The sequence below is a fragment of the Candidatus Hydrogenedens sp. genome, assembly GCA_035378955.1.
Lineage (GTDB): Bacteria > Hydrogenedentota > Hydrogenedentia > Hydrogenedentales > Hydrogenedentaceae > Hydrogenedens.
Genome location: DAOSUS010000007.1, coordinates 62,468 through 88,577 on the forward strand (window position 1 = coordinate 62,468; position 26,110 = coordinate 88,577).

Consider the following 26,110-nt stretch of genomic DNA (forward strand, 5'->3'; position numbering starts at 1 on the left):
GAAGGAGGAAGTGTCGTGGGATTTTCCGTAGGAATTGTAGGCTTACCTAATGTAGGTAAAAGTACTTTGTTTAATGCTTTAACACAAAGTAAACATGCGCAGGTAGCCAATTATCCTTTTTGCACGATAGAGCCCAACCATGCGGTTGTAAAAGTTCCTGACGAGAATTTGGAACATTTATCTGCCTTGATTAAGCCTAAACAGACTATTCATGCAACGATAGATTTTGTAGATATTGCAGGATTGGTAAAAGGGTCCCATAAAGGGGAAGGGCTTGGAAATCAGTTCTTATCCCATATTCGAGAGACGGACGCTTTAGTCCATATTGTTCGTTGTTTTGAAGATGAAAATATAGTCCATATTAATGGTAAGGTGAATCCAATTGAAGATATAGAAATTATTAATATAGAACTGGTTTTTGCAGATTTACAACAACTGGAACGAAAAATTGAAAAGTTACATAAAAATATTAAGGGTGATAAAAAATTACAGCCCTTGTTGGAATTATGTGAAAGGTTAAAACAACATTTCGAAAAAGGATTTCCAGCACGAACTTTTGCGGAAAGAGATAGTGAATTATTTCAGGAACTGAATGAAGAAATGCGGTTTACGACTGGAAAAAAGATAATTTATGTGGCTAATGTGGATGAAAAAGGACTGGAACACGAACCCCCTGTAATAAATGAAATTCGGCAACTGGCGGAAAAAGAAGGGACGGAAGTTGTTAAAGTTTGTGCTCAATTAGAAATGGACCTAGCAGAAATGAGTGAAGAGGAAAGAAAAGAATTATTAGCTATGGATGGGGCTATGGAATCAGCCTTAGAACAGGTTGTTCATGCAGGTTATCGTCTATTGAATCTGGTAACTTTTTATACAATGGCACCACCGAAGGAGATACGGGCATGGGCTATTAAAGAGGGCACGCATGTTGTAAAGGCAGCAGGAATGATACATACCGATTTTGAAAAACACTTTGTGTGTGCAGAAGTAATCCCTGTAAAAGAATTTCTGGCACATGGTTCTGAAGCAGGAGCCCGACAAGCCGGTGCCTGGCGTATTGAAGGTAAAGATTATATTGTTAAGGATGGAGATTGTATATACATAAAAGCAAACGCCTAAAAATTTAATTTGCAATAAAAATTATCAAAAAGGAGAGATGATTATGAAATTCACACTACTTACCCAAGCACTGGTTATAACTACTGCCTGTTTGTTTTTCGTTTCCTGTGGAGGTGAAGATGTCAATAAGAACGGAGGAACAAAAAAGGTTGTTTCTCAGCAACAAAATGTAGTTAAAGAAGCTCCAAAAACATCGGAACAGGAAAAACAATATCTGGTTCAAGTATCCCAGTATCCTTTGCCGGGTGACCCAATAGAAAAAAAGTTTATTTTAACCTTTGACAGAAATATACATTTTCCACCTGAAGTCCCAGTTGATGAATATATTAAAACCGAGCCGCCCTTGAAAGGGATTACAGAATGTGTAGATAACAAAATCATTTTTGATATATTGCAGGTTATCCCCAAAGATGTAGATGAAATAACTTTTCATATCCATCCGGAGTTACAGTCGGAAGAAGGGATAAAGATAAATCCTCAACAGTTGAGTTATCGGGTTCCTGTAATAGGAGTGCAAGTAGTAGAAGGGAGTTTCAGTGAGGTGAGTAAAGATTATTTCGTATTTTCTTTGGAATTTAACCGCTGTATGGCAGCAGATAGTATAAAACCTTTTGTTTCCTTAAAAGACCAGAATAATGCAGATGTTGAATTTGAGATACAAGCACCGGAACGCTATTCAAATATAGTTGATTTACATGTAAGATGGACAGGAACAGAGTCCTATAAACTTTTAATTAAACCAGGATATACGGATTGTAATAGGAAATACAAAGGGCAGGGAACTTATTTTGAGTTCCCCATAAAGGAGAAATTAGAAGTAGTAGAGTGTAAGAAATTAAACAATGCGCAATATCAAATTGTATTTTCCAGGCCGATTTCGTCCAAAGCAATTTATAAATGTATGAATGTAGCGTCAGCCGTTCAAAGTTCTATTTCTTACCTTGTTGTTCCTGCGGATTGGGGAACGTTTCAGGAAATGGCAATAGATACGCCACAGAATTTAGAAAAACTTGCAGAAGGAAAAAAATCTAAAGCATGGATGATATATTTGAGAAATCCATTATTTCCTATGTATTCGCTCTTAATAAGTTTAAAGCAGTTCACATGGTCTAACGATATGGCTTTTCTCCCTGAGGAATACCGATGGGAATCAAAGGAGGAGGACGGGGTTGGCTTTCGGGTTTCTTACTCATATTGGAGAAACGATGGTTTTAATGGTGTTGCTTGTGTTTTAAATATGACAAGAGTGAATAAAGAGACATTTATGAATTATTTTGAAGTCGTACCGCCTGTAAATAATCTTTCTATTCAGGATGGCCAATGGAATGAGATGGAGATAAAAGGGGACTGGAAATCGGGTGAAAAATATCTTTTAAAATGGAAAGCAGGTCTACAATGGGGGGAAAATAATGGAACTAATGAGAACCCTAAATATATGACTTTAGAAAAAGATTATGTATATACATTAAAAGAGGTCCCGAAATTTAAGACACTGGATTTTGATAATAAGGATAAGTTTTATATTATTCCTTTTCATGAAAAGAATTTTATTCGTATTGGTTCTCGTAATGTTCCCAAAGGATATATCCATGTTTATCAAGTTATACCTGAAAACCTTTCTGTTTGGTTAGGGAATGTTTCAGAGAATACAGTGCCTTTTGAAATTAATGAAAGGACTACAAAATATTTCACCTCTATCCCTGTGGAATTCCCCGATAGTAAAGATAAAACAAGTTATGTTGATGTGGATTTGACAAATTATTTATCCAATGTCCCTAAGGGAATATTTACATTATGTTTATCAGATAATAGTAATCCGGGTAGATTACGAGCAGGTTGGGAGCCGAAAAAGGAGGAAGAAGTATCCGAAACAGAAGATTATGATAATGAGTGGCGAGAGGAAGAATATGATAATTATGGTTCCTATGATAGTTCGGATGGTAGAGATTTGTTTTATCAGGATGTAAAAGGGACAAGAAGTGCAATCCGATATATATTGTGGACTCGTTTGGGTGTCGTTTCTCATTGGGATGATACAAGTTTAGTAGCCTTTGTTCATGATTTAATAGATTTGACTCCACAGGCGGGTGTTTTGGTATCTGCATATTCTATAAAAAATCAAAAAGTAGCGGAAGGGGTATCGGATAATAATGGTATCGTAAGGTTGGCGTTAGAACGAGAAGATTTAGGTTCTCCAAGATTACTTATTTTAAGGACAGATAAGGATTTTTCATTTATATTGTTAAAACCTAAAGAATTACCTACATTAAAAGACCTTGAAAAGTATGATAGTTTTGATAAAGATAAATACGAAGCATTTATTTATGCGGATAGAAATCTTTATCGTCCGGGTGAATTGATACACTCTCGCTGGATTGTTCGTAAAAATTATGGTGCGGAAATTGTTAATGCTCCTTTAGAATTACGCTTTATTAATCCACAAAATAAAGTTGTTCATCGCAAAGTTGTAAATTTGTCTGAATGGGGCACAGGAGGTGAGGATATAAAGACAGAGTCCACTTATTTGACAGGTGCTTATACTTTGGGTTTATATGTTCCCGGAGGAGAACGGTTATGTGGTTCTATCCCTATTTATGTAGAAGATTTTGTACCCGATAGGATTAAATCTGAAATAACGGTTCCTGATGAGTTCTGGGTTGTGGGTGATGAACAGAGTTTTGAAGTTTCCTCTCAATATTATGTAGGACCACCTGCAGTAGATTTACCTACTAAAGGAAAGTTAATCATTACGCCTACTGAATTAGAACATGAAAATTGGAAGGGATACCGATTTGGTAATGATGAAATATTAAAAACTATGGTTATGGATTTAGGTGTCCAGAATACGAATGAAGAAGGTAAATCTACTTTTAACTTTAATTTTAGTACCCCGGAACCTATCAATAAACCGGTAGAAATCTCTATAGTAAGCGAAGTTTCTGAAATAGGAGGTAGAGCCGTTTCATCCGTGAAAAAAGTTAAAGGATATCCAGAAAATGTTCTTTGTGGTCTGGGTATGGAAAAAGTTGAGGATAAGTTGCAGGTTGTCGCAGTGTTGGTTGACCAAAATTTTGCTCCTGCTGCGGATGAAGAAGTAAGTGTGTATTTAGAGAAAATAGAATGGCGTTATGTAAACCGCTATTATGGTCGTGGAAGAACTACCCCCCAATGGGACCGTTACTTTACATTAATTGAACAAAAGAAGATGAATACAAGTGGAGGGAAAGCCATTGTCCAGTTTAATATACCTCCGTATTATTCTACATATCGAATAAGGGCTCAGAGAACCAATGGAAAAACTTTTTCAGAAATTTCTTTTTATTGCATTCCGAACAAGATGATAAATCTTCAAGGAGGACCTTCGGAATTAATAAAAATCCATGTTGAGGATAAAAGATGGATAGCCGGGGAAGTAGTGCCCGTAAATATTGAGGTTCCTTTTGATGGGAAAGCCGTAGCGGTGATACAAGGGGATAAAATATGGGATATGAAAGTTCTGGATGTAATTTCCGGAAAAGGTAGTTTTTCTTTTGATGTTAAGGAAGAATATTTCCCGAATGTTTGGGTTGGAGTTTCTGCTCTACATGTTCCTACCAAAGAGGAAACGATTAGCCCTTATTCTACATTTTCCTTTACTAAGGTGGAGGTTGATAAACCCACCCTAAAGATGAATATTGCAATTTCGGATGTGCCGAAAGAGGTTAAACCTCAGAATACGGTAGATTTCGGAGTTAAAACAACCGATGACAAAGGAAATCCTGTTTCTTCAGAATTAACAATTGCATTGGTTGATGAGGGGATACATTCTATTTTAGGTTATACTTTGCCCAATCCGTATGGTTGGTTTAGCAGGTCACGGTATTCGCCCATTCGTCGTGTGCATTACTATGACCATGTAGCGTATGAGTATGACCCATCATCGCCATCAGGAGATATGATAGCCCGACAATTATCCGCTGGAAAACCAGAGATAGCCGAGTCATGGATAAAACCATTGGCATTGTGGTCGGGAATTGTTAAAACGGACGAACAGGGTCAGGCAAAAGTTTCTTTTAATCTCCCCGAATTTAATGGAACCGTCCGATTAGTTGCCGTAGGTGCAAATAAAGAGTTAGTAGGTTCTTCTGAAACAAAAATGTTCGTAAGACGACCCTGTGTTATTCAAACACATCTTCCCCGATTCCTGCGACCAGATGACCGTGCTGTGATTTTTGATAGAGGATTGAATTCACAGGATAATCCCTTGGATATAAATCTTTCGTTAACACATAATGATGTTGTCAATATTGAGCCTTCTCAGATACATTGGGAAGCCATTCCTAAAAATATTAGCCTTTCTCCCGAAATAATTTTGTCATGTTTGGCAGGGACAAAAAATGCGGAGTTAAACTGGAAATATAATGTTGTTGACAAATCAGGAAATGTTGTTGATGAGTATTCAGAAAATACAGTTATTCCCATTTACTTGCCATCTGTGTATGAACAAAGGTCTAAATCGTATGTTGTTCCTATCGGAGGAACCCTGCAATTAGATACATCGGAATTTGTGAATAATCCATTATTAGATACGGAACTCAAAGTAGGTAGCACTCCTTTCCTTCGAATAGAACCTGCTTTAAGATGGTTATGGAACTACAGTTATTGTTGTTGTGAGCAAAAAATATCGCGACTCTATCCTTTGTATATGTTCCGCAATTTTTTGATGGAGTCTATGGAAGATATTATTTCTAAGGAGAGTTATGACCAATTAATATTAACATTGGTGGATAGCTTATTTTCACATCAACAGGCCAATGGAGGCTTCTCACTTTGGCCCTATAGCAATTCTACAGATATAAAGGCCTCACTGCATGTTGCTTTCCTGCTTACGATGATTAATCGGGATAAAACATTGCCTTTACCTGAAAAACCCTATCGGCGAATGCTTGCATTTTTACAAGATGTATCTTCAAAGGGGAATGAAGAGTCTCCTGTTAATGACCAATTTAAGGCTTATGCTACATTAATCCTTGCATTGAATGGAGACCCTTCCGCATGTGAACGGGTCAATAATATGCTAAAAGCGGATTATCCACGAAATTTGAAGGTATTATTACTGTTAACCGCAGACATTTGCGGAATGCCTCGTGAAGAGTTGAAGAAATATGTTCAATTACTCCAATGGGAGACATCTGCAGAAATTAAAATAGGTTCGTGGGAATATGGTGTTTCAGAAATTCGAAACTCTGCATTAAAACTTATTTCAAAAGTAATTGGTGATGAGCCCCTGGAAAGTATTCAAGAAGCACAAAAACCCCTTTTAGATTATGTATCTGATTATACCAATTACACGACCTATAATTTATCTATGGTATTGCTGGCATTAGATATGAGTTTTAAGAAGATGAATATCCAGCCTTTAGAATGTCAGGCAGAAGTAAAAATAGATGATGATGTCCAGAATGTTAAAGGGACGAAATTGCTTAATCGAAAGAAACAAGGTCCTACGCGTATTGAAATAACCAATCAAGGGAATTCCCCGTTATTTGTTAATTGGATTATACGCGGGGTCTCAAACAATCCCCCCAAAGATGCCAAATCAAAAGACATAGAAATGTATCGGTCTCTTTACAATGTCCGTGATAAGACAAGTGCTGTAAGTCCTTATTCACAAGGTAATGTCTATATTATGGAGTATCGAATAAAACCCCAAAAAGATGCCCAAAACTTAATTTTAACTCAATTATTGCCAGCAGGATTTGAGATAGAAAATCCGAGACTTAAACAGGAACAAATGTCGGAAATATTATCAACTATATACAAAGGTTCTGTAAATATAATTAGTCCTGAACATGTGGAAATAAGAGATGATAAACTTATTATTGCTCTTCCGTCGTTAAGTTCGAATACAGAATATTTTTATGTATGTGCTGTTCGTGCAATAACAAAAGGCAGTTTTGAGTTTCCGGGTGCCTATATTGAAGATATGTATAACCCCGAAATTTTTGCCCGTCTTGCCACAGGACAGATAGAAATAAAATAAGTTTATATGAAAAAGAAATTGCCAAAATATTTTTATAAATATATTTTACCCGTCATTTTTATCTTTCTATTGGTGACCTATTATTTCTATATGTTATGGACCCAGGGTCCTGATAACCCGCGTGAGTTTCTGAATGGTTCTTACTCACCACAAGTTTTGTCGAGAGATGGAAAATTGCTGTGGGTGGGCTTAAATGAAAGTGATAAATGGTGTTTGCCTGTCAATATTGATAAGGTATCTCCGAACTTAATTCAAGCAACCATTGCTCTTGAAGACCAGCGTTTTTGGAATCATCGTGGTGTTGACTTAGTGGCAATATGCAGGGCGATTATTCAGAACGCACTTTCGATGCGAGTTGTTTCCGGGGCTTCTACAATTACGATGCAGGTAGTAAAACAATATTACCGAAATAACAAAGACCTTATTCCTGATTCTGTTTATCGTAAATATTACTTTAAACTGTTTCAGATAGTTCAATCTTTGCGTTTGGAGAGATATGCAACTAAAAAAGAAATATTGCAAGCCTATTTAAACAATGTTTCTTACGGAGCTAATTTAGTTGGCGTTGAATCGGCTTCTTATCGTTATTTTGGGAAAAGTGCAGAAATGTTGAGTATTAATGAGAGTGCTCTTCTTGCGGGTATTCCTAAGGCACCGGAGAAATATCGCCCTGATAAAAATCTTTCACAGAGCCTTCAAAGAATGCGGTTCGTATTAAAGAGAATGAATGAGGAGGGCTATATTGATGAAAAGCGATTTGTAGAAGTAGTGAAAAGCAGGGTAAATGTTAATTATTTTCCTTTTCCTGCTTATTGTAAACATTGGGCAGAGGGAAATGAGAAACTTTGGGACAAAAAAAAGACTATAAAGACTTTCATAGATTATGATATTCAGGTTCAGGTAGAAGATTTGTTAAAGAAGAAAGTTCAGCAGTGGAGTCCGGAGATTGCTATGGCTTCTGCTATGGTTGTGGATATTTCTTCTGGAGAGATATTGGCACGAGTGGGGGGTATATCAAGAAGACCAAGAATTCCCGTCAGTTATTTGGATTTTTGCAGTATACCGCGTTCTCCGGGGTCTGCGTTGAAACCTTTTTTATATTGTCTGGCAATGGAAAAAGGACTGTTGTTTTCTGAGGAAGTTCTATATGATTCTGATTTTGATGTAGGTAACTATACTCCTAAAAATTTTGATGAAATATTTCACGGTTTTATAGATGCAACTACTGCTTTGAGATACTCATTGAATATCCCCGCTGTTATTCTTATGCAAAGGACAGGAACGCTTCCATTCATAGATAAATTAGAGAAATCAGGGCTTAATTTACTGAAATATAATTCGAATATCTTTAAATCAGGCTTAGGGGTTGTATTAGGAAATTGTGAAGTAAATATGGAAAATATGATGCAAGCATATTTCTGTTTAGCCAACGAAGGACTTTTTAAACGGATTAAATATTTTGATGATGGGCAGGAAGATATATCTGTTCAAGTATTTGACCGTGGGACTGTTTCTGTGCTTTATAAGATGCTGGAAAACAAGTTAGTAGGTGAAGTATCAAAAGATACAGTTCGGTTATCAAGAGAGCCTGTTCGTATATGTTGGAAAACGGGAACATCTTCGGGACGGCGTGATGCATGGGCTTTTGTATTTAATAAACATTATCTTGTTGGTGTGTGGATGGGGAATCCCCAATTTACGGGAAGTGCAAAATTGGTTGGTGCTTTGACGGCATATCCTACTGCCTGCGATATATTCCGATTGCTTCCAGAAAAGAAAGGTTATGAGTTTCCCGATTTCCCAAATGAGGATGTTCGCCCTGTAGAAGTTTGTAGTTTGAGCGGATTGCCTGCAAATCCCTATTGCAAATCTAAAAAGACTGTTTATGTTTCAAAAAATGTGCCGTTATCTCGTATATGTGATGTTCACTATTATGATATGTATACTGCCCAAGTCAAAGAAAGGTTCCCCTCACAAAGCAAAAACTGGGATTTAGCAAAGGTAGGTGTTATCTCTAATGCGGGTGATGTTCTAGAGACGAAACTTCCCCTGAAAATAATATCTCCTTCGGATGGTTCTAAATTTATATATAGTTCCACTGCCAATCAGAATAGTATCCGATTGAGAACATCAAGGGATAGCTCTCATCAGATATATTGGTATGTGGATGACCGTTTTATTGGGGAAAGCACCTACGAACAGCCCTTATGGTGGAATTTAACACTTGGAAAACACAAGATTTATTGTCTGGATACTACAGGGGATAATGATACGGTATATGTGGATGTGAATTTGCCTGATGGGGTTATGAAAATCGCAGATGCAGATAAATAACTACCAATAGGTGTAGAATAAAGCTTCTGTTAATACCGTTTGAAAGATTAAGAAAAGAATAATCACGCCCAGAGTATTGCTATTGTTAAAACGATTATGCCAGAAGTGTAATGAGGGGACAAGGAAGAAGGGGAATACATATAAAGCAGAGCGTTCTCCTTCTCCGGGGGCAATGTATGCAAGAGTTAAGATTAGTAATGTAGTTAAAAATAAGACAACCTCATATTGTTCTTGTCTGTTTTTTGTCCCTATTTGTCTCAAAAAACCAAAGAGTATAGGAATTCCTGTGAAATATGCCCAGGTTAGAGGAGTAAATAACTTGAACCACCATAAAGAGTAACGAGGAGCAATAATTTGGAGAGATTGTATGTCTTCTTGAAACATTTTTTGTGCTTGAAAAAATACCTGAATAGGTCTGTAACCTGTAATGAAATAGAGGATAAAATAAAACGAAAAAAAGCCTATAAGCATACAAACAGCCCATATGATTAGTCGGGAAAAAGAAGATTGCTTTTTAAGAAAAACAATGATACCACGAAGAAGAAAGTATATCCCTATTGAAAGCAAAGTAAATTTGAAAAGGGATAAAATAGCAAAGGATATACCGGATATAAATATAAAAGGGATGGAAGATTTATTTATTGATTTTTCAAATGTCCATAAAGAGAGAAATAGAAATGGCATATATAAAATTTCGGTAGATGTGGCACAAAAGAGCACTAATGAAGGAATAAGAGTATAGAGAAATGTCCCTATGATTGCTGTTTTCGTATTATTGTATGTTAATTCTTTTATCCATAGGAATAATGGGAATATTGCCAGTCCACCAAAAAATATAGTAAAAAGCGAGAGGGACATCGGAGATTTTCCTATGAGATAAGAGCAAAACCAGAGTAAAGATAAAGGTCCCGGTGGTGCCAATCTTCCATGTAAGGATAAATGAGGTTGTATCTCATGATAACGGCTAAAAAGTTCAAAGATATTTTTGGTAATTCCGATGTCTCCAATATATTCATATTTTGTCCGTTGGTATGGTTGGGCTATTGCCGTTAATCCATCACGGATACTCGCTACTTCTATGGAAAATAAAATGTAAAACAGGTATATTCTCAGGAGAATAAGTCCTATTTTTTTATTCTCTTCTAAGTTTTTATTTGATATAACTTTTATGAAAAGTGACATGGAAACGGTTATAAGAAGAAATAAAAAAATATTGTTGAAAATTTGAAAAGAAAGTGTTTTATCCTGAATATAGGAGGAGCATAATAAAAAGATAGAGCAAAAGAGGGCAACCATTATTTTGTAGATTTTATGGTTTAAGTAGAGGACAGAAAAACCTCCAATTATTATAAAAAAGGGTAATTGTAATGAACGAAGAAGAGAGGGATAAATAGGTTTCCATAATGCATAAAAGGGCGTAATATGACGATAAATAGGCTCAATTCCCACTAAATAAAATAGAGAAACCATTAGGAAATAAATTAAAAGTAAGGACAGAAACATAGGGAGATAAATTATTTCATTCTCTATTTTCATATTTTGCCTTATATCCCAAATATATTTTTGTATTTGTTTCTAATAGGTGTCTATGTTTCACTTGAAATTTTTCGTTTATATAAAAATCATATATTGTGTTTTTATATACCGATAAGAACTTTTTTTCAGAAATAAACATAAATACTATAAAAGAAAAAAAGGAAACAAGTAAAAAGCAGTTATTTTATGATATTATAATGTTCCCAAGGAGGGAAGATATTATTAGCGATGCAACGGTTATATCAGGAATATTGGAAGAAAAACAAAGATTCGAGAAGAATTCGCCAGGCGTTTTTGTTCTCGATACTTTTCCATATTGTTATATTTGTTCCATTTTATTTTTATAAATTTAAGACACCAGAACCGATACCTTTAGTTTTTCAAGTTTCGTTAGAAAATCCTGTCCCGGATAAACCTATAACACAAGAAACCCCACCGGAACCTCCGAAACCGGAACCACCGAAGCCAGAGCCACCTAAGCCCGAACCACCGAAACCCGAACCGAAACCCGAACCTAAACCCGAACCACCCAAACCTGAATTAAAACCTGAACCCAAGCCAGAACCAAAACCTGAACCGAAGCCCGAACCCAAACCGGAGCCGAAACTGAAACCCAAACCAGAGAAAAAACCTCCTGAAGAAAAACCGAAGGAGAAACCCGAACCCAAGAAGGAGCAACCCCCTCCCAAAAAACAAGAGCCAACTCCTAAGCCTGAACCTACCACTGCTCCTTCTGCTCCCAAAGCACAGGTAGCCAATCCTTTACCTCCGGAATTAGAATGGTGGGCGAGACAGGTGCAAAGAAAGATAGAATATGCATGGGAAATTCCGAGTGGTGTGAAGATTGATAAGGAAAATAATGTTGCAGAGGTTTCTTTCTGGGTAAATAGGAATGGTGAACTGATTGAACAACCCGTGGTTACAAAACAAGCCAGTGACCCTGAATTAGGAGCATCCGGAGTAAGGGCCATACTACTTGCGGCTCCCTTTCCTCGTTTCCCAGATGGTTTTAACAAAGATGAACAACTCGTTGTTTATGCCTTTTCTTTAGAGTAGTTGAGATTATAATAGGGACACAAATCTTAAATGTAAACAGGGTTTATTTTTAGATATAATACTTCTGAATAATAATTTATTAGATTTAAGTAAAGGAGTTGCCAATGAGAAATAATCAATTATTTATCATAATGTTATTATCTTTTTTATTAGTTGGAATAATATTTGATGTAATGGCACAGGACGCAATTCGCCTTCAATCTGTTAGAGGAGTGGATAGAAGGATTTTGGTTGCGGTTCCACCTTTTTGTCCAGATACTCCTGATTTGAGTGGTGTTGCTGTGGAATTGTCAGAAGTAATGGCTTATGACCTTGAATTTTCAGGATTATTTATTTTACTGCCGCGGGAACGCTATCCAGTTGGATTTGTTGCTTTGGACAAAGATGTGGCAAGCATTAATTTTGATGCATGGCGTGCTACGAAAGCAGAATTTTTATTGTATGGTTTTGTCAAGAAAGAAGACGGGAAATATGTATGCCAATTTCGTCTATTAGACCTTCTTTCAAGTAATCAGGTGGTAGGGAAAGAGGTTCGTGTTGATATTTCTAACTCTCGTTTGGCATCGCACCGATTTTCTGAGGAGGTAATTGCTTTTGTTGATGGAATCCCCGGGTCGGGAACAAGTCAGATTTGCTTTACAGGTATTGTAGGGAAAAATAAAGAATTATTTATCGCAGATTATGATGGAGCCAATGTAAAACAAATTACAGAACATGGGTCTATTTCAATAAAACCTAAAGTTTCTCCAGATGGAATGAAGATTGCATATCTTTCCTATAAAGATAGGTATTCCTTTCTTTATGTCTTTGACCGTTTAACAGGCAAGGTTACGCCATTATCAAAAGAGGTGGGATTGAATTCAGCGCCATCATGGTTTCCTGATGGCAATCGGTTGGCGATGACTTTAAGTAAAGACGCAAATATGGAAATTTATATCCGTAATATGGATGGGAGTAATCCCGTTCGTATTACAAGAAATAAAGATGCAGACACTTCTCCGTGTATTTCTCCGGATGGGTCAAGAATTGCATTTGTCAGCGACCGGGGTGGAAATCCCCAGATTTATGTTATGGGCGTTGATGGTAGTGATGCCCGTCGTATTTCCTATCAAGGAGGAAATTCGTATGACCCCGCATGGTCTCCAGATGGAAAAATGATTGCCTATGTTGTGGAGCAGAGGGGTGAAGGTTTTGAAATTTATGTAATGGATGCGGATGGTGCTAATCCGCGAAGATTAACGAATTCCTATGGTAATAATGAGTCTCCTACATGGTCACCAGACTCGCGACATGTGATGTTTTGCTCTACAAGAAATGGACGATGGGAATTATGGGCTGTAAATGTGAAGACAGGGGAAGAACGACATATCCCTAATTTAAAGATGGAAGCCCAGGGACCGTCTTGGGGACCCCGCATGAAAAGCGATAGCAAATAGGATTGGTAAGAGATAATAAATAGTAAAGGTTTAGATTATGCCACGGCACAGTGGAGAAAAATTAATCGTTCAAAATCGCCGTGCTCATTTTGATTATGAAATATTCGAGCGATATGAAGCAGGAATTGCATTAAAAGGCACAGAGGTAAAGTCTCTAAGAACATCGGGTAGTATGTCCATACAGGATGCTTATGTGGATTATGAAGAAGGCGAATTATTCCTTGTTAATGCTTATATTCGTCCCTATGAACAGGGGAATATCTTGAATCATGACCCCCATCGTAAGAGAAAATTATTACTTCATAAACGCGAAATCCTTCGTTTAGGCAAGAGGATTGAAGAAAAAGGGCTAACTCTCATTCCGTTACGAGTTTATTTTAAGAATGGTCTGGTAAAAGTAGAGATAGGATTGGGGCGTGGTAAGAAGGTTATTGATAAACGAGAAGATATAAAAAAGAAGGAAACACAGCGAGAAATGGAACGGGTTGTAAAAAGATACCGATGAATGTTTGTTTGATGTTTTTAAACTGATGGAGGTTAACTATGGAAATAAATGAACAGAAAAGAGTAAATCCGATTAAGTGGGAACCTAAAGATTTCTGGGTTCAGTATATTGGTTCTATGACCCCTTCAGCATTCTTAAAAATCTCCGGAGTTTATAGCCCTTATAGAGCAGTTGAAAAACATTTACGGAAGTTATCTACTTTTTATGGTATTGTGCGGAGGAATACATGGAAAGAAACATTCAGTGAACCTTTGCAATTTAATTATGAAGAGGTGTATTGGGGTATTATTGCCTATTTAAAAGAGACGGAAAACGAATGGAAACAGGAATGGAAAGAGTTCTGGCTTGCTCAGGATGATGATGACCCGTTGAGTATTAACAATGCTCCTAAACCATCAGAAAACCCATAACTAAATAATATCAGTAATTAAAAAATGAGCCATCAACGACATCGGGGAAAAAACCCGGAAGATGAAAAATTATTTTCTCCCGAACAGATGGTTCTATTGAGAAAAGCCGTAAAAGACCTATCCTATCTCTATACACGGGGTTACTCAGAAAAAATAGCGGTGAAAGTAGTTGGTGACCATTATCAACTAAAAAGTCGACAAAGACTGGTAATTCAAAGGGCGGTATGTTCCGACACTTCTTTAGAAATTCGTAAAAGGAATGAAGTTGGAGAGTATGTTAAAAAAGGCGAGCAATTTCTTATTGACGGATATAATCTGTTAATTACTGTAGAAAGTTTATTATCGGGTGGAATATTAATTTGTGGGAGAGATGGTTGTATTCGCGATATAGCCAGTTTGCACGGTACTTATCACAAGGTTGAAGAGACTGTTCCTGCTATTCATTGGATAGGAGAACACTTATCTATTTTTGAGCCTTCCGATGTAATCTGGTTTTTAGATAAACCTATATCTAATAGTAAAAGATTAGCCCAGTTAATTGAAGGGAACTTTAATGAAAGAGGATGGAACTGTAAAGTAGAAGTTGTGAATAATCCGGATTACGAAATTGTAGAGAGAAAGGGTATTGCTATTTCTTCAGATAGCTGGATTCTTGATAGGGTTTCTTGTTGGTTGAATTTCGTTTCACGAAATATAAAAAATTTGTGGGGAGCATTAAGAATACTTGATTTTTCGACAGAATCTAAGTAGGAATGGGGTTATTTTAAATAATTTTTTAAATTTTTGATAAGAGTAGTGATATTATAGGGTTTTGTCATAAAACCTTGAATAGGGAAGTCTAAATCGCCTTCGTTGAGTGTATGATGTGAAAATCCTGAGCTTAGGAAAATGGGAAGATTGGGGAATTCAGAGCGAATGGTTCGGGCAACATCGGTTCCATCTAAATGAGGCATTGTTATATCCAAAATGACGGCTGAAAGTTTATTTTTATGTTTATTAAAGAGTTGAAGTGCTTCACGACCATCTCTGGCTGTAATTACAGTAAATCCAAGTTTTTCAATCATTTTAGTGGTAACTTGTAAAACAGTAGGTTCGTCATCTGCAAAGAGGATAAGCCCTGTTCCTTTCCATGAGGTTAAATCCTCTATTTCCTCTTGCTGAGGTTTTGCTATTTCTTCTATAACAGGGAAGAATAGTTTAAATGTAGTCCCTATTCCTACTTCACTATAAACCTTGATTGTTCCGTTATGAGAACGAAGAATGCCCAAAATAGTGGATAAACCTAAACCTCTACCCTTCTCTTTTGTAGTAAAGAAGGGGTCAAATATTTTTGATAGGGTTTCCGGAGACATTCCAATTCCATTATCAGATACTTCGAGGTATACATACTTTTTCTTTTCAATTTTTTCCTGAAACCAAGTGGTGCGAATATAACTTTCTGTAAAATCTATGACCCCGGTTTTTATTCGAATGATACCACTCCGATTTCCTATGGCATCAGATGCATTAATAACAAGATTAAGAAGCACAGAACGCAGTTGTCCCGTTTCTCCATTGATAAGGGGAATATCCGGAGCAAGAGATATATCTAATAATATTTTTTTGGAGATACTGACTTTTAATAAATTTTCAGATTCCTTGATAATAAAATTTAGGTTACAGGGTTGATGAGATTCTTGCTTTTTTCCGGCAAAAGTAAGTAACTGTCGGCATAATTCCCCTGCATTTTTTATGACTTCTTCCATGTGCAGGAGATAATTTTGGATGGCAGAGGGATTATTTATTTCTTCCTTGGCTAATTCCGCATGTCCCATAATTGCCATAAGGTAGTTATTAAAATCATGGGCTACAGAACTTGATAAGATACCTAAACTTTCTAATTTTTGTGTGTATTGAAGCTGCTTTTGGAACTGTTCTTTTTCTTCCTGCATTTTTTTGATTTCTGAAATATCCCTAAATAGTATAAGAAGCAGAGGACTTCTATTCGAGAAACGAATAACACGATGGATAACTCGCAAAGTCAACGGGTTCCCTTGTCTGTTTTTTTCTATTACTTCAATTTCTAATAAGGGATGGGTTTCTTCACTTTGAGAAATCTGTTTATTTAATTCAGGGGCAAAATTTTCTATAGACTTGGACATAACTTCGTCTATATTCCATCCTAATATTTCTTCACTGACTTTATTCCAGAATTCAATGTTCCCTTCTTCGTTGATTGCAATAATTCCTATGGGTGCAGAATCTATCAAAGTCTTTAATAATGACATGGTTTCATTGAGGGTATTTATTAATGATTTGAATTCTGTTATATCCTCATATATCCCTAATACGCCATAGGGGATACCTCCTGAACCTAAAAGGGGTATTTTACTTGTCCGTAACCAAATTTGTTTTCCATCAGGAGTTGTTTGTGGCTCTTCATAAAATATTTTAGGTTTACCCGATTCGATAACCTCACGGTCATCTTTTCGGTAGAATTCTGCTTCGGGTTTCCACGGTAATTCATAATCTGTTTTACCGATAATTTCTTCTGGACTTTTTTTACCTGCATCTTTTGCAAAAGCAAGATTACAACCTAAATAATGAAGATTTATATCTTTCCAGAAAACACGAACGGGTAATAAATCTAAAACAATCCGTATAAACTTCATTGTTTCTTCTATTTCATCATCTTTTTTTCTTCTTTCATCTAAATTCTCAAAACAAACGAAAAAACCATAAAGTGAATCCGAGTTGCTTTCTGGAATTGGGACTAAATGAACAAGAGCCCTAAAAGGAGAGCGGTCTTTTTTTATATAATATTTCTCGAATGTGAATGTTTTGTTAATGGATGAAAAAGGTTGATTGATTACTTCTTGAAAAAGAGTTAGTTCCTGGTCAAGATTTTCAGGTGTCGTTAAGTCTTGCCATGTAAGTTTTGATAATTCTTCTTTTGTATATCCAAATAAGGAACATAAAGCAGGATTCGCCTCAACCCAATAACCAGCTATATTAGTAATACCTATTGGGATATTAAATTTTTGTATAAAATTATATATTATGGGGTGTTGATGAAAGGGTTTTATAGGTTCTGGTAGAAGGTGAGTGTAATCATACAAGATAAAGTTTTCTTTTTGGGAATTTAATTCGGGTTTTGTAATAGATAATTGACACCAAAAATACTTGTTTTTTCTATTATGGAACCAGAACCCTAAATGTTTGTCAGATGGAATATCCTGATTTTTGTAACTTTGTAAGAACTTCTTAAATGTTTCTTTTTGGGGTTCAAAGACATAGTCTATAAGATAAGTATTTTCAAATTCTTTAAAATCTAAATTTAGAAAATCCGGTTCGTCTGATTTTATCTGCTTTATTCTTCCTTCCTCGTCTATATCTATCGAAAAGAATTTAGGTAAAAATGGAGTTTGCATAAAAAGCCAACTTATTTAATTGTGTTTCTTACTATTATATATGAATATAGGAAGAAAATTATAATTTTTATTTGATTTGGAATAGTTAAGTATTTAACTATTGACATAGGTATCAACTGCTTGTCGAAGTGTTTTCATAATCCAGTTTCGTTTGGTATCATCTGTTTCTAATAATGTTATTCGGAAGCCGGGGTAATTGGATTGGAAACCGCTAAGGGGAACAACTACAATGCCTGTCGAACCCATGAGATAATAAACAAATCGTTTGTCAGGGGGTGCTTTTTCTACAATGGTTTCTATGTATTCTTTAACCTTTTTGTTTTCGATAGGTAGGGTTTGATGACTATTCAAGACATTTTCTTTAAACATGATTGTTGCATAGAATGCACCGCCGGGTCTGTTTAAAACAATGTAAGGACACCCACGAAAATTTTCCATTAATTCATCGGCTCTGTTACTAAATATAGAAGCACGCTGACGGAGATGTTGGGGGTATCTGGAGTCGCCCATGACTTTGGGAATAACCATTTGAGGAAATGTTGTTGAACAAACTTCCAATCGTTTCGCAGCAAGTAAACTATCTACATATTCAGAAAAATTAGGGTCTTTTTTACGGTTTAAAACTTCAATCCATCCACAGCGAGCACCAGGCCAGGGAAATTCTTTGCTTATTCCTCTCATAGCAATTCCCGGTACATCTTCAATCCACTGACTTAAATGAATTTTGGGATAACCTGGGAAAACGATATGACTGTAAATTTCATCGGTAATAATAAATAAATCATATTCTCTGGCAATTTTTAAGATTTCTTCCAGCACACTACGAGGATAAACAGCCCCCGTAGGATTGTCGGGGGAGAGAAGTAGAATACCTGCAATAGAATCATTATATTTTACTTTGTTCCTTAAATCGTATAAATCAGGCATCCAATTGTTATAAGGGTCTAATTTATATGTCAAATGATTATAACCAGAATGGGCTGCTTCTGCGGAAGAGTGTGTGCTATATGCTGGGGAGGGACCTAAAACCCGTGCTTCTCTTTTTAAGAAGCCATAAACTTTGGCTACAGCATCACCAATCCCATTAAAAAAGATTATATCGTCAGGACTGATTTTTGTTCCACCACTTCTCTGATTTACCATTTCTGTAAGAAACATCCTTGTTTCGGGAACACCTGCGGTATCACAATAGCCATAAGTCCGAGAATCATCAATAGTTTCGTGGACAATTTCTTTAATCCATGGGGCAATTTCTTCCCCTTTTTCAATGGGGTCTCCAATATTTTCCCATGTGATAGGTTGTCCTAATTCTTTTACTTTATTGGCAATAGCAACAATTTCTCGGATTTCGTAACTTAAATTACGAGAACCTTCATGAACGATATTTCTACGCATATAAGCCTCACTTTAAAAATAAAAGTAATTGAATAAATTAAATAGATTTTTATTGGTTGAGGAAAGATTTAAGAATGTAATAGTTTACAACTTTGGAGAGTAAAAATTAAAATGCGCAAGCAAGGGATTTATCTTCTGCAATTGATACAGGATATGTATTCATAAAAGAATTACGACTTACAGTGGGTTTGTTTATTATAAACTCGTCTCTTTGAGTTCCTTCCTTATCAAAAGAACGATATATAAGCCGATTGCTTGTGCCTTTTTCTATAGTAATAATTTGATAAGTTGGGGTTTTTTCAAATGCTGTTTCAATAATTTCGGATTTCTCTTGTTGTTCATAGGCTTTTGTTCCCGAGACAGAGATTACATAATAGGTTCCTTCCGAAGGAGAAACTTTTTGGTCATTTTTTAATGGATAGGTTCGCCAATAAGAATGATCATGTCCTTGGAATACGATGTCTACATGGTATTGGTCTATTAATGGAAGCCAGGCATTTTTTAAGTGTTTGTTATCTCTTTTTGGAGCGGCACTATAAAGGGGTTGATGGAATAGCAAAAATTTCCATAAAGATGAAGACCCTGAAAGTTGTTGCTGAAGCCAGGAAACTTGCTGTTCCGGATTGTGGTTAGCATTTAGAATAATAAACTGTGTATTCAGATATTTGAATGAATAACAAAATTCACTGGTAATGTTTGTAGGCCCATTTTGAGGTAGGACAAAATAGTCGAGGTACATTTTAGGTAAAAGTGGGTTAGATTTGTATTCATGATTACCAATAGTTGGAACTATAGGATATTGAGCAAAAACATTATCTGCGTAGTGGAAAAATGCATCCCAATCGTCCCTTTCGTTTCCTCGATTTACAAGGTCACCTGCCATCAAGATGAAAGAACAATCGGGACATTTTTCAATAGATTTTTTTAGCAATTGTCCCCATTCATCCAGCCCGTTCTGGGCATCTCCTAAATAAATAAATGAAAAGGTTTTTGCCTGAGTAGGTTCTGTTTTAAAAGTATACCAATCGCTCCAAATTTCTAAATGGGGATTACCTACACGATATTCATAACTTGTATCAGGTTCCAGTGTATTTATTGTAACAAACCAACGATATATTTCTGGATTATTTTTTAATGGAGGGTCAATAATGGAAATGAAATTTGCAGATGTTTTTATAGTTGGTTCATTATTTTTTGCTGTTTTTTTATGCCATTCAACGACCCCTTCTTTGACATCCGATGATGTGCTCCATTGAATGCTCATAGAGGTTGATGGAGTTTCAGTAAGTGTAAGCGTGATTTGTGATGGAACTTGAGTAACAGGAAAAGGAGTTTCCCTATCAGGGGGAGTTTTTACATCTGCAAATATAGATAAGGTAGTTGTCAGAATAATGAGACAAAGAATGAAGGGAAAAAGAGAAATACTAACATTGAAGTTTTTGATTCTTTTCATGTTAAATCCTTTTCTATAAAGGTGGGAATTAAAATAAGAACTAACTTATTCATTAGATACAGGGCAGTTAAAAAAGGTTTCAAAAATTAATGGTAGTAATTGGGAATAGGCATGGAAAGAAATGTTCATTGAAGGAGGTTTTAAAATATTTTGTTTTTAAAAAAGTTGCGCACGGGCATTTTCTATCGGAACAGGCATAGGAGGGGGGGATAGCAGCCCGTGCGCTGGGAAGGGTACTGTGCAGGGTAGTGAGGGCTGTGTGTGTGGTAATAATTTGATTGTACCTGTGGTCTGGGTTGGGAGGAAGGCCAGATTTAGCAGGGCAAAGTTTAATAAACTCACCTCACTTTCCTCACAGGAAGATATTCAAATTTCAAAGAGCAATCATCTATTTTATTTATACAGTAAACGCCCAAAAAGTTTCAAAAGTTTACAAATATTTTGTGTAAAAATCCATAAAAATCAAATAACACTAATTTTTATTCAACTTTCACTCCATATTATAGCACAAAAAAATCATAAAATCAAATTTTTTAACAAAAATTTACATATCAATTATAGTAAAATAATTTGGTAGTTTATTCTTAAAAAACTTCTTATTTGGTTGAAAAATATGGTTGAAAATAAATTTATGATAGGAGATTCGTATAGGTCAGAAAGGCTTTATATTGAATTTAAGATGATGTTTATTCATTATTTTTGTTCAGCATTTAAAAACCCACACAAGACCTTGAAAGGAATATTAATAACATAGGGATAATAATCAAAATAATTGGATATAATAAAAATAGAGACATTAAATGAATGAATATTTTATAATCAATTTTATGACAGTAATTTATTTCAAAAATAGAGTAGTTTTTAGTTATAATCAAACAAAAGGATTATTATAATGGCAGATATTTTGAGCCAGGAAGAAATAGATTTGTTGTTAGGTTCCGTTACTACAGGAACTATTGATACAACAAAAAAGGAAGAGCAAGAGAGCGAGCAAAAAATCAGTGTTTATGATTTTCGCAGGCCGGAACGGGTTTCAAAGGAACAATTAAAGGGGTTGCAAAGTATATTTGAATCATTTGCTCGCGAACTTACAATTGTCCTTCCACCTTATTTTCGAACCATAGTCCGTGTGGACTTAATATCTATTGACCAGTTAACTTATGATGAGTTTATTCTTGCCGTTTCCCGTCCTACCTGTCTCATTGTAGTCAATATGTCGCCATTAGATGGAGCGGGAATTTTGGAATTAAGTCCCACAGCTGTTTTTCCTATCATTGACCGTGTGTTGGGGGGTAAGGGGAAGATAATACCCGAATTGAGAGAATTGACAGAAATAGAAGAGCGGATAATTGGGCGTATTGTGGAAATGATGTTAGGCTGTCTTAAAAGGGCGTGGGAACAGGTTATTGAATTGAACTCTCGTGTTGAGTCTATAGAAAGTGATCCATTGATAGTTCAAATTGTTACGGGTAGTGAAATGACCATTCTTGTTAATTATGAGATACATATTGGCGAAAATACAGGGACTATAAATTTTTGTATTCCTTTGATGGTACTAAATCCTCTTTTAGACCAAATTTCAAAGATGGCTCATTATGCCCATCGAGTCAGTCCCGAAGAGGCAGAGATGACACGAATTATGTTATTAAAACATCTATTAAATGCGCCTATTAAATTAGATACTATTTTAGGAAGAGTAAATATAGAGATGAATGATATACTTCAATTAAAAAAGGGGGACCTTTTAGTATTAAACAAAAATGTAGAAGAGCCTATTGTTGTGGAAATTGAAGGTTTACCGAAATTAAAAGGGATAATAGGTAGAAGAGGAGAAGAAATGGCATTGCGTATATGTTCCATAATTCGGGATGAGAAAAATCCTGAAAGTTATTTGTAAAGGGAGATTTTCAATGAAATTAAAAGAAATCATTGATTTATTTTTCAAAGGTTTTGATGATGTCCTGTTATCTTTAGGAACGAGTGGAAATAAGTATAATGTTCAGGAAACAAAAATTATCGGAATAGAGGATGTTAAATCTATTATAGAAGAACAGAATATTACACTCTGGGGAAAAATTGAAAAAAATCAAGGTGTTTTATTGTTATGTCTCCATAGTAACGATGCTCGGGCATTAGTAGGGTCTATTGAAGGAACAGTCCCTGAAGAAATAAATGAAACTGTTATCCGTACCTTAAAAGATTTAGGAGATGCTTTTTTAGGAGGCGCTTTAAGTTCCCTGTCGCAATCAGTCGGGAAAGGTGTAGTGCAGTTCGAATCTACAAGAATATTTAAAGATAAAGAGATATTTGATTCATCGGTTTATTCCCAGATTCAAGAACCCGTTATCTATGGCTCTGTTACTGTAGAAAGTAGTATAAATTTTTCGTTTCCTTGGATAGTATTATTAGATAATCTTCTGAAAGCATGGTTTCCTATAGATGAGGAAAAGATAGATGCCAAAGAGACAATGTTGACACAGGAAGAAATAGAATCGTTTATTAACAAGGAAGTTGTAAGAACAGCAACAAAGAACGAAACACCAACTACAGGAGTAAGCCCCGTGAGTAAAAAAACAACAGATTCGGGATACCGTAATTTAGATGTTATTTTAGATATTCAGGTAGAAGCCACAGCCCGGTTAGGGAGTGTAGAAATGCCTTTAGCAACGGTATTGAGTTTAGGTCCCGGGTCTGTAATCAATATCGGGCATGAGGTTGACAGTCCTATTGAGTTATATGTAAATAATAAGTTGATAGCCAAAGGAGATGTGGTTATTGTTGATGAAAAATTCGGTATTCGAATAACAGAAATTGTAAGTCCACAAGAACGGATAGAAAGTTTACAATGAGTATCAGCGAAGAAAAAATACTCTGGCAAAAATATAAAGAAGACAATGATGAATCAGCACGCGAGGCATTAATATTCAAATATATGCCTATGGTCCGATTTATTGCAGGCAGGATTGCCATTCATGTGCCTCCCTCCATAGATTTAGATGATTTGATTGGCTGGGGAATTGTGGGGTTGCTGGATGCTATGGAACGATATGATTACAAGCAGGAAACGCGGTTTAATACCTATGCGTCTATCCGCATACGCGGAACAATTTTAGACCAGATACGGTCTCTGGATTGGGCACCGCGTTCTTTGAGAAGCATGGCGCGTAGGGTAGGTGCCGTTTCTGAAAAGTTGAGACATGAAAAAGGAGGGGAACCTACAATCCAGGATATTGCTGAGGCTTTGGGAGTAAGTTCGGAACATATAGAAGAAACAGTTGCTAATTTGCAAACAGTTCAAGTCCTTTCTTTAGACCATTTTGCTATTTCGGAGGATGATGGAGCCGAGCGGACAAGAGAAATAAATACAGATGCGTTCTACCCTTCTCCGGAAGAAGTGGCTCGTCAAAAAGAATTACAGGAATTGCTTGTAGAAGCGATTATGAAACTCCCGGAACAGCAGCAAAAAGTGCTCCATCTATATTATTATGAGGAATTAACTTTGAAGGAAATTGGTGAAGTCCTTCAAGTTTCCGAATCCCGAGTTTGTCAAATTCATGCCAATGCCATTAAAACATTACGCGAATTAGTAAAATCGTGGGTGTGATTTTATGCCAATGCCTATAGACCCCAATACAGAGATTTTGCGAGCAAATCTCGCAGAACGAATTCAACAAATTTCCGACAGAGCTTCTTTATTAGGGCAGGTTCGTCAATCCTTAAATGAGGAACAACATCGGGTGGTTGACGAAACACAAGTGAAAGAGATGCAATAGAAAAGTGAACAGGTAGAGACAGAACTCAAGCGAAAAAATCCTTTTTTAGGTCGTAGAAAAAAACAGACCAAGGAGGAAAGGAAAGAATTATCTCCGAATGAAGAAGTTATGGAAACTTATGAAGATAAAAAAGGTGATGGTTATCATCTGGATTTACAAGCATAACTACAAAATTGAAAATACAGGTTAATAGTAATGACATTATTGGTTGTAATTACATGGTTGGGTGTTTTCATTGTTGTATTATGCTTATTTTACTATGTATATAACGACCGCCATACAAGAAGACTTCAGGAACATCGGCGGATAGAAATCAGCGAATTAGCCATGGTTTTCCAGACTTTGAGGGATGTGGTTTCGGAACAAAAAATCTTAGCAAAAGAATTCAATGGACAAATAGAAGAAAAATTATCATTGGTTCGGGGTGTAGTGAATGAAGCCCAGAATAAAATGAAGCAAATACAACAGGAAATATGTGAGCAATCTCAAAAACTTAAAGAATTGCAGGAACAAATTGATAGGATTGTCTGCCAAAAAAATGTATTATCAGATACTTCTATAAGAGATGTTAAATCTGTAGGAACAATTTCTATTATAGAGGCAGAATCTGTGTGTGAAGAAATAAACGAGAAAATAGAAGATAACAAAGACAAATTACAGGAAATTCCATCAGAGGAGATTAAAGAAATAAATGAGAAAGAAGATAATGAGATTTTAATAAGTTTAAGTAAAGAACAAGAAGATATTCAAAATGCATATCATTCTTTAGTAGGTTTGTCAGGTAAACAAAATCAGATAGAGGAAGAGAAATCACAAATATCTGTTCGAAATAATATGGATAGGAAGGATGAATTAACCCCTATTCAGAAAATGGTGCTGGAATATCATAATGCAGGAATGACTACCAGTGAAATTGCTAAAGAGTTGGGAAAAACCAAGGGGGAAGTTCGTCTCATTTTAAGTCTTGCAATTTCTAAAAGCAGTAAAGAATAAAGAAAGAGTAAAAAAAAATATTGAAATTATTTTTCAGGTATAAAAAATGCTGAATGAAATACCTCTTACTCCACTAAGTAATACACCATCTCTGTATTCGTGGATAAAAAATTTTGAAAATGAAGTGATACAGGGTATGGTCCGTAGTAGTAATGAGGGGAAATGGGTCGAATGGAAAGGTGTTCGTATCCCTTTGCCTAAAGATATAGAATTGGCTGAAGGTAGGTGGATTCAAATCCGAATTTTACCAAAATCTCGGGGATATGAAATGAAAATTGAGTTAATGGAAGAACCTGTAACAGATACTTTACCCACACAAGCCTCTGATATATCCTTACAGAAACCGATTGATTTTTCAGATAAAAATAGTGTTATTCAAGAACTTGTTCAAAAGATTATTAATCAAAATCCTGAACTAATAGGTAAGGCAGATTTTATAGTTAAACTATTTAATGAATGGTTTAGTGAAGAAAATACTGTAAGCCATTTGCTTTTTCGTATAAATAAGATTATTCAAGAGGCCGTAGATAAAGGAATTTTAGACTTTTCATGGTTGAAAGTATTTCCTGAATATGTTACTTTTTCCTCAGGGGGAAAGATAGAATGGCAAGTCATTAATGATTATTTAAAACAACAAATACAATATATAATTTTTGAAAAGCAGTTGT

General features: G+C 35.8%; 18 protein-coding genes. 14 read left to right on the top strand and 4 right to left on the bottom strand.

Annotation, left to right across the window (positions count from 1 at the left end; translation table 11 throughout):
* The first annotated feature begins 15 nt into the window (after window positions 1–15).
* The 3 genes from ychF to pbpC all read left to right on the top strand — a co-directional run bounded on the left by ychF (window position 16) and on the right by pbpC (window position 9,475).
* The gene (gene ychF, locus PLA12_03005; GenBank protein ID HOQ31460.1) at window positions 16–1,119 is read left to right on the top strand and encodes a redox-regulated ATPase YchF; all 1,104 of its coding nucleotides are present in this window, start codon (window positions 16–18) and stop codon (window positions 1,117–1,119) included.
* A 43-nt stretch (window positions 1,120–1,162) separates the two neighbouring features.
* Entirely contained in the window at window positions 1,163–7,141 is a 5,979-nt protein-coding gene (locus PLA12_03010; GenBank protein HOQ31461.1) for an MG2 domain-containing protein, read from the top strand.
* 90 nt (window positions 7,142–7,231) lie between these two features.
* Complete coding sequence (pbpC, locus tag PLA12_03015) at window positions 7,232–9,475, top strand: penicillin-binding protein 1C (GenBank protein ID HOQ31462.1); 2,244 nt, start codon at window positions 7,232–7,234, stop codon at window positions 9,473–9,475.
* Here the strand turns inward: pbpC and PLA12_03020 are convergent, their stop codons facing one another.
* On the bottom strand, window positions 9,476–10,657 hold the full coding sequence (locus PLA12_03020) for a glycosyltransferase family 39 protein (GenBank protein ID HOQ31463.1): 1,182 nt from the start codon (window positions 10,655–10,657) through the stop codon (window positions 9,476–9,478).
* Window positions 10,658–11,239: 582 nt separating this feature from the next.
* On the opposite strand from PLA12_03020, the gene PLA12_03025 reads away from it, so the two are divergent.
* The 5 genes from PLA12_03025 to PLA12_03045 all read left to right on the top strand — a co-directional run bounded on the left by PLA12_03025 (window position 11,240) and on the right by PLA12_03045 (window position 15,168).
* Window positions 11,240–12,067 (top strand): TonB C-terminal domain-containing protein, encoded by an 828-nt coding sequence (locus PLA12_03025; protein ID HOQ31464.1) that lies wholly within the window; start codon window positions 11,240–11,242, stop codon window positions 12,065–12,067.
* Window positions 12,068–12,171: 104 nt separating this feature from the next.
* The gene (gene tolB, locus PLA12_03030; GenBank protein HOQ31465.1) at window positions 12,172–13,503 is read left to right on the top strand and encodes a Tol-Pal system beta propeller repeat protein TolB; all 1,332 of its coding nucleotides are present in this window, start codon (window positions 12,172–12,174) and stop codon (window positions 13,501–13,503) included.
* A gap of 37 nt (window positions 13,504–13,540) precedes the next feature.
* The gene (smpB, locus tag PLA12_03035) at window positions 13,541–14,008 is read left to right on the top strand and encodes an SsrA-binding protein SmpB (GenBank protein HOQ31466.1); all 468 of its coding nucleotides are present in this window, start codon (window positions 13,541–13,543) and stop codon (window positions 14,006–14,008) included.
* Between the two features lie 38 nt (window positions 14,009–14,046).
* Complete coding sequence (locus tag PLA12_03040; protein HOQ31467.1) at window positions 14,047–14,418, top strand: hypothetical protein; 372 nt, start codon at window positions 14,047–14,049, stop codon at window positions 14,416–14,418.
* A 24-nt stretch (window positions 14,419–14,442) separates the two neighbouring features.
* Window positions 14,443–15,168, top strand: coding sequence for a DUF434 domain-containing protein (locus tag PLA12_03045; GenBank protein ID HOQ31468.1), 726 nt, complete (start codon window positions 14,443–14,445; stop codon window positions 15,166–15,168).
* An 8-nt stretch (window positions 15,169–15,176) separates the two neighbouring features.
* Here PLA12_03045 and PLA12_03050 read toward each other — a convergent pair whose 3' ends face one another.
* The 3 genes from PLA12_03050 to PLA12_03060 form a co-directional block, all read right to left on the bottom strand.
* The gene (locus PLA12_03050) at window positions 15,177–17,828 is read right to left on the bottom strand and encodes a PAS domain S-box protein (GenBank protein HOQ31469.1); all 2,652 of its coding nucleotides are present in this window, start codon (window positions 17,826–17,828) and stop codon (window positions 15,177–15,179) included.
* Between the two features lie 93 nt (window positions 17,829–17,921).
* Window positions 17,922–19,223: a pyridoxal phosphate-dependent aminotransferase gene (locus tag PLA12_03055; protein ID HOQ31470.1), complete on the bottom strand. Its 1,302-nt coding sequence runs from the start codon at window positions 19,221–19,223 to the stop codon at window positions 17,922–17,924.
* Window positions 19,224–19,329: 106 nt separating this feature from the next.
* Complete coding sequence (locus tag PLA12_03060; protein HOQ31471.1) at window positions 19,330–20,676, bottom strand: metallophosphoesterase family protein; 1,347 nt, start codon at window positions 20,674–20,676, stop codon at window positions 19,330–19,332.
* 892 nt (window positions 20,677–21,568) lie between these two features.
* Between PLA12_03060 and fliM the strand changes: the two genes are divergently transcribed.
* The 6 genes from fliM to PLA12_03090 form a co-directional block, all read left to right on the top strand.
* A complete protein-coding gene (gene fliM, locus PLA12_03065) occupies window positions 21,569–22,573 on the top strand; it encodes a flagellar motor switch protein FliM (GenBank protein ID HOQ31472.1) in 1,005 nt (334 codons plus the stop codon).
* Between the two features lie 13 nt (window positions 22,574–22,586).
* The gene (fliN, locus tag PLA12_03070; GenBank protein HOQ31473.1) at window positions 22,587–23,525 is read left to right on the top strand and encodes a flagellar motor switch protein FliN; all 939 of its coding nucleotides are present in this window, start codon (window positions 22,587–22,589) and stop codon (window positions 23,523–23,525) included.
* Window positions 23,522–24,280: a FliA/WhiG family RNA polymerase sigma factor gene (locus PLA12_03075; protein ID HOQ31474.1), complete on the top strand. Its 759-nt coding sequence runs from the start codon at window positions 23,522–23,524 to the stop codon at window positions 24,278–24,280. Before fliN ends, PLA12_03075 begins: the two co-directional genes overlap by 4 nt.
* Window positions 24,281–24,284: 4 nt before the next feature.
* Window positions 24,285–24,449, top strand: coding sequence for a hypothetical protein (locus tag PLA12_03080; protein HOQ31475.1), 165 nt, complete (start codon window positions 24,285–24,287; stop codon window positions 24,447–24,449).
* 195 nt (window positions 24,450–24,644) lie between these two features.
* Window positions 24,645–25,442, top strand: a complete 798-nt coding sequence (locus PLA12_03085) for a hypothetical protein (GenBank protein ID HOQ31476.1) — start codon at window positions 24,645–24,647, stop codon at window positions 25,440–25,442.
* Between the two features lie 46 nt (window positions 25,443–25,488).
* Window positions 25,489–26,110 (top strand): hypothetical protein (locus PLA12_03090; protein ID HOQ31477.1); only part of this gene is annotated, 622 nt, incomplete at its 3' end.

Excerpts from the sequence above, each read along its gene's own strand:
- PLA12_03010 (HOQ31461.1), top strand. The coding sequence starts at position 1,163 with ATGAAATTCACACTACTTACCCAAGCACTGGTTATAACTACTGCCTGT.
- pbpC (HOQ31462.1), top strand. The coding sequence starts at position 7,232 with ATGTTATGGACCCAGGGTCCTGATAACCCGCGTGAGTTTCTGAATGGT.
- PLA12_03020 (HOQ31463.1), bottom strand. The coding sequence starts at position 10,657 with ATGTCACTTTTCATAAAAGTTATATCAAATAAAAACTTAGAAGAGAAT.
- PLA12_03025 (HOQ31464.1), top strand. The coding sequence starts at position 11,240 with ATGCAACGGTTATATCAGGAATATTGGAAGAAAAACAAAGATTCGAGA.
- tolB (HOQ31465.1), top strand. The coding sequence starts at position 12,172 with ATGAGAAATAATCAATTATTTATCATAATGTTATTATCTTTTTTATTA.
- smpB (HOQ31466.1), top strand. The coding sequence starts at position 13,541 with ATGCCACGGCACAGTGGAGAAAAATTAATCGTTCAAAATCGCCGTGCT.
- PLA12_03040 (HOQ31467.1), top strand. The coding sequence starts at position 14,047 with ATGGAAATAAATGAACAGAAAAGAGTAAATCCGATTAAGTGGGAACCT.
- PLA12_03045 (HOQ31468.1), top strand. The coding sequence starts at position 14,443 with ATGAGCCATCAACGACATCGGGGAAAAAACCCGGAAGATGAAAAATTA.
- PLA12_03050 (HOQ31469.1), bottom strand. The coding sequence starts at position 17,828 with ATGCAAACTCCATTTTTACCTAAATTCTTTTCGATAGATATAGACGAG.
- PLA12_03055 (HOQ31470.1), bottom strand. The coding sequence starts at position 19,223 with ATGCGTAGAAATATCGTTCATGAAGGTTCTCGTAATTTAAGTTACGAA.
- PLA12_03060 (HOQ31471.1), bottom strand. The coding sequence starts at position 20,676 with ATGAAAAGAATCAAAAACTTCAATGTTAGTATTTCTCTTTTTCCCTTC.
- fliM (HOQ31472.1), top strand. The coding sequence starts at position 21,569 with ATGGCAGATATTTTGAGCCAGGAAGAAATAGATTTGTTGTTAGGTTCC.
- fliN (HOQ31473.1), top strand. The coding sequence starts at position 22,587 with ATGAAATTAAAAGAAATCATTGATTTATTTTTCAAAGGTTTTGATGAT.
- PLA12_03075 (HOQ31474.1), top strand. The coding sequence starts at position 23,522 with ATGAGTATCAGCGAAGAAAAAATACTCTGGCAAAAATATAAAGAAGAC.
- PLA12_03080 (HOQ31475.1), top strand. The coding sequence starts at position 24,285 with ATGCCAATGCCTATAGACCCCAATACAGAGATTTTGCGAGCAAATCTC.
- PLA12_03085 (HOQ31476.1), top strand. The coding sequence starts at position 24,645 with ATGACATTATTGGTTGTAATTACATGGTTGGGTGTTTTCATTGTTGTA.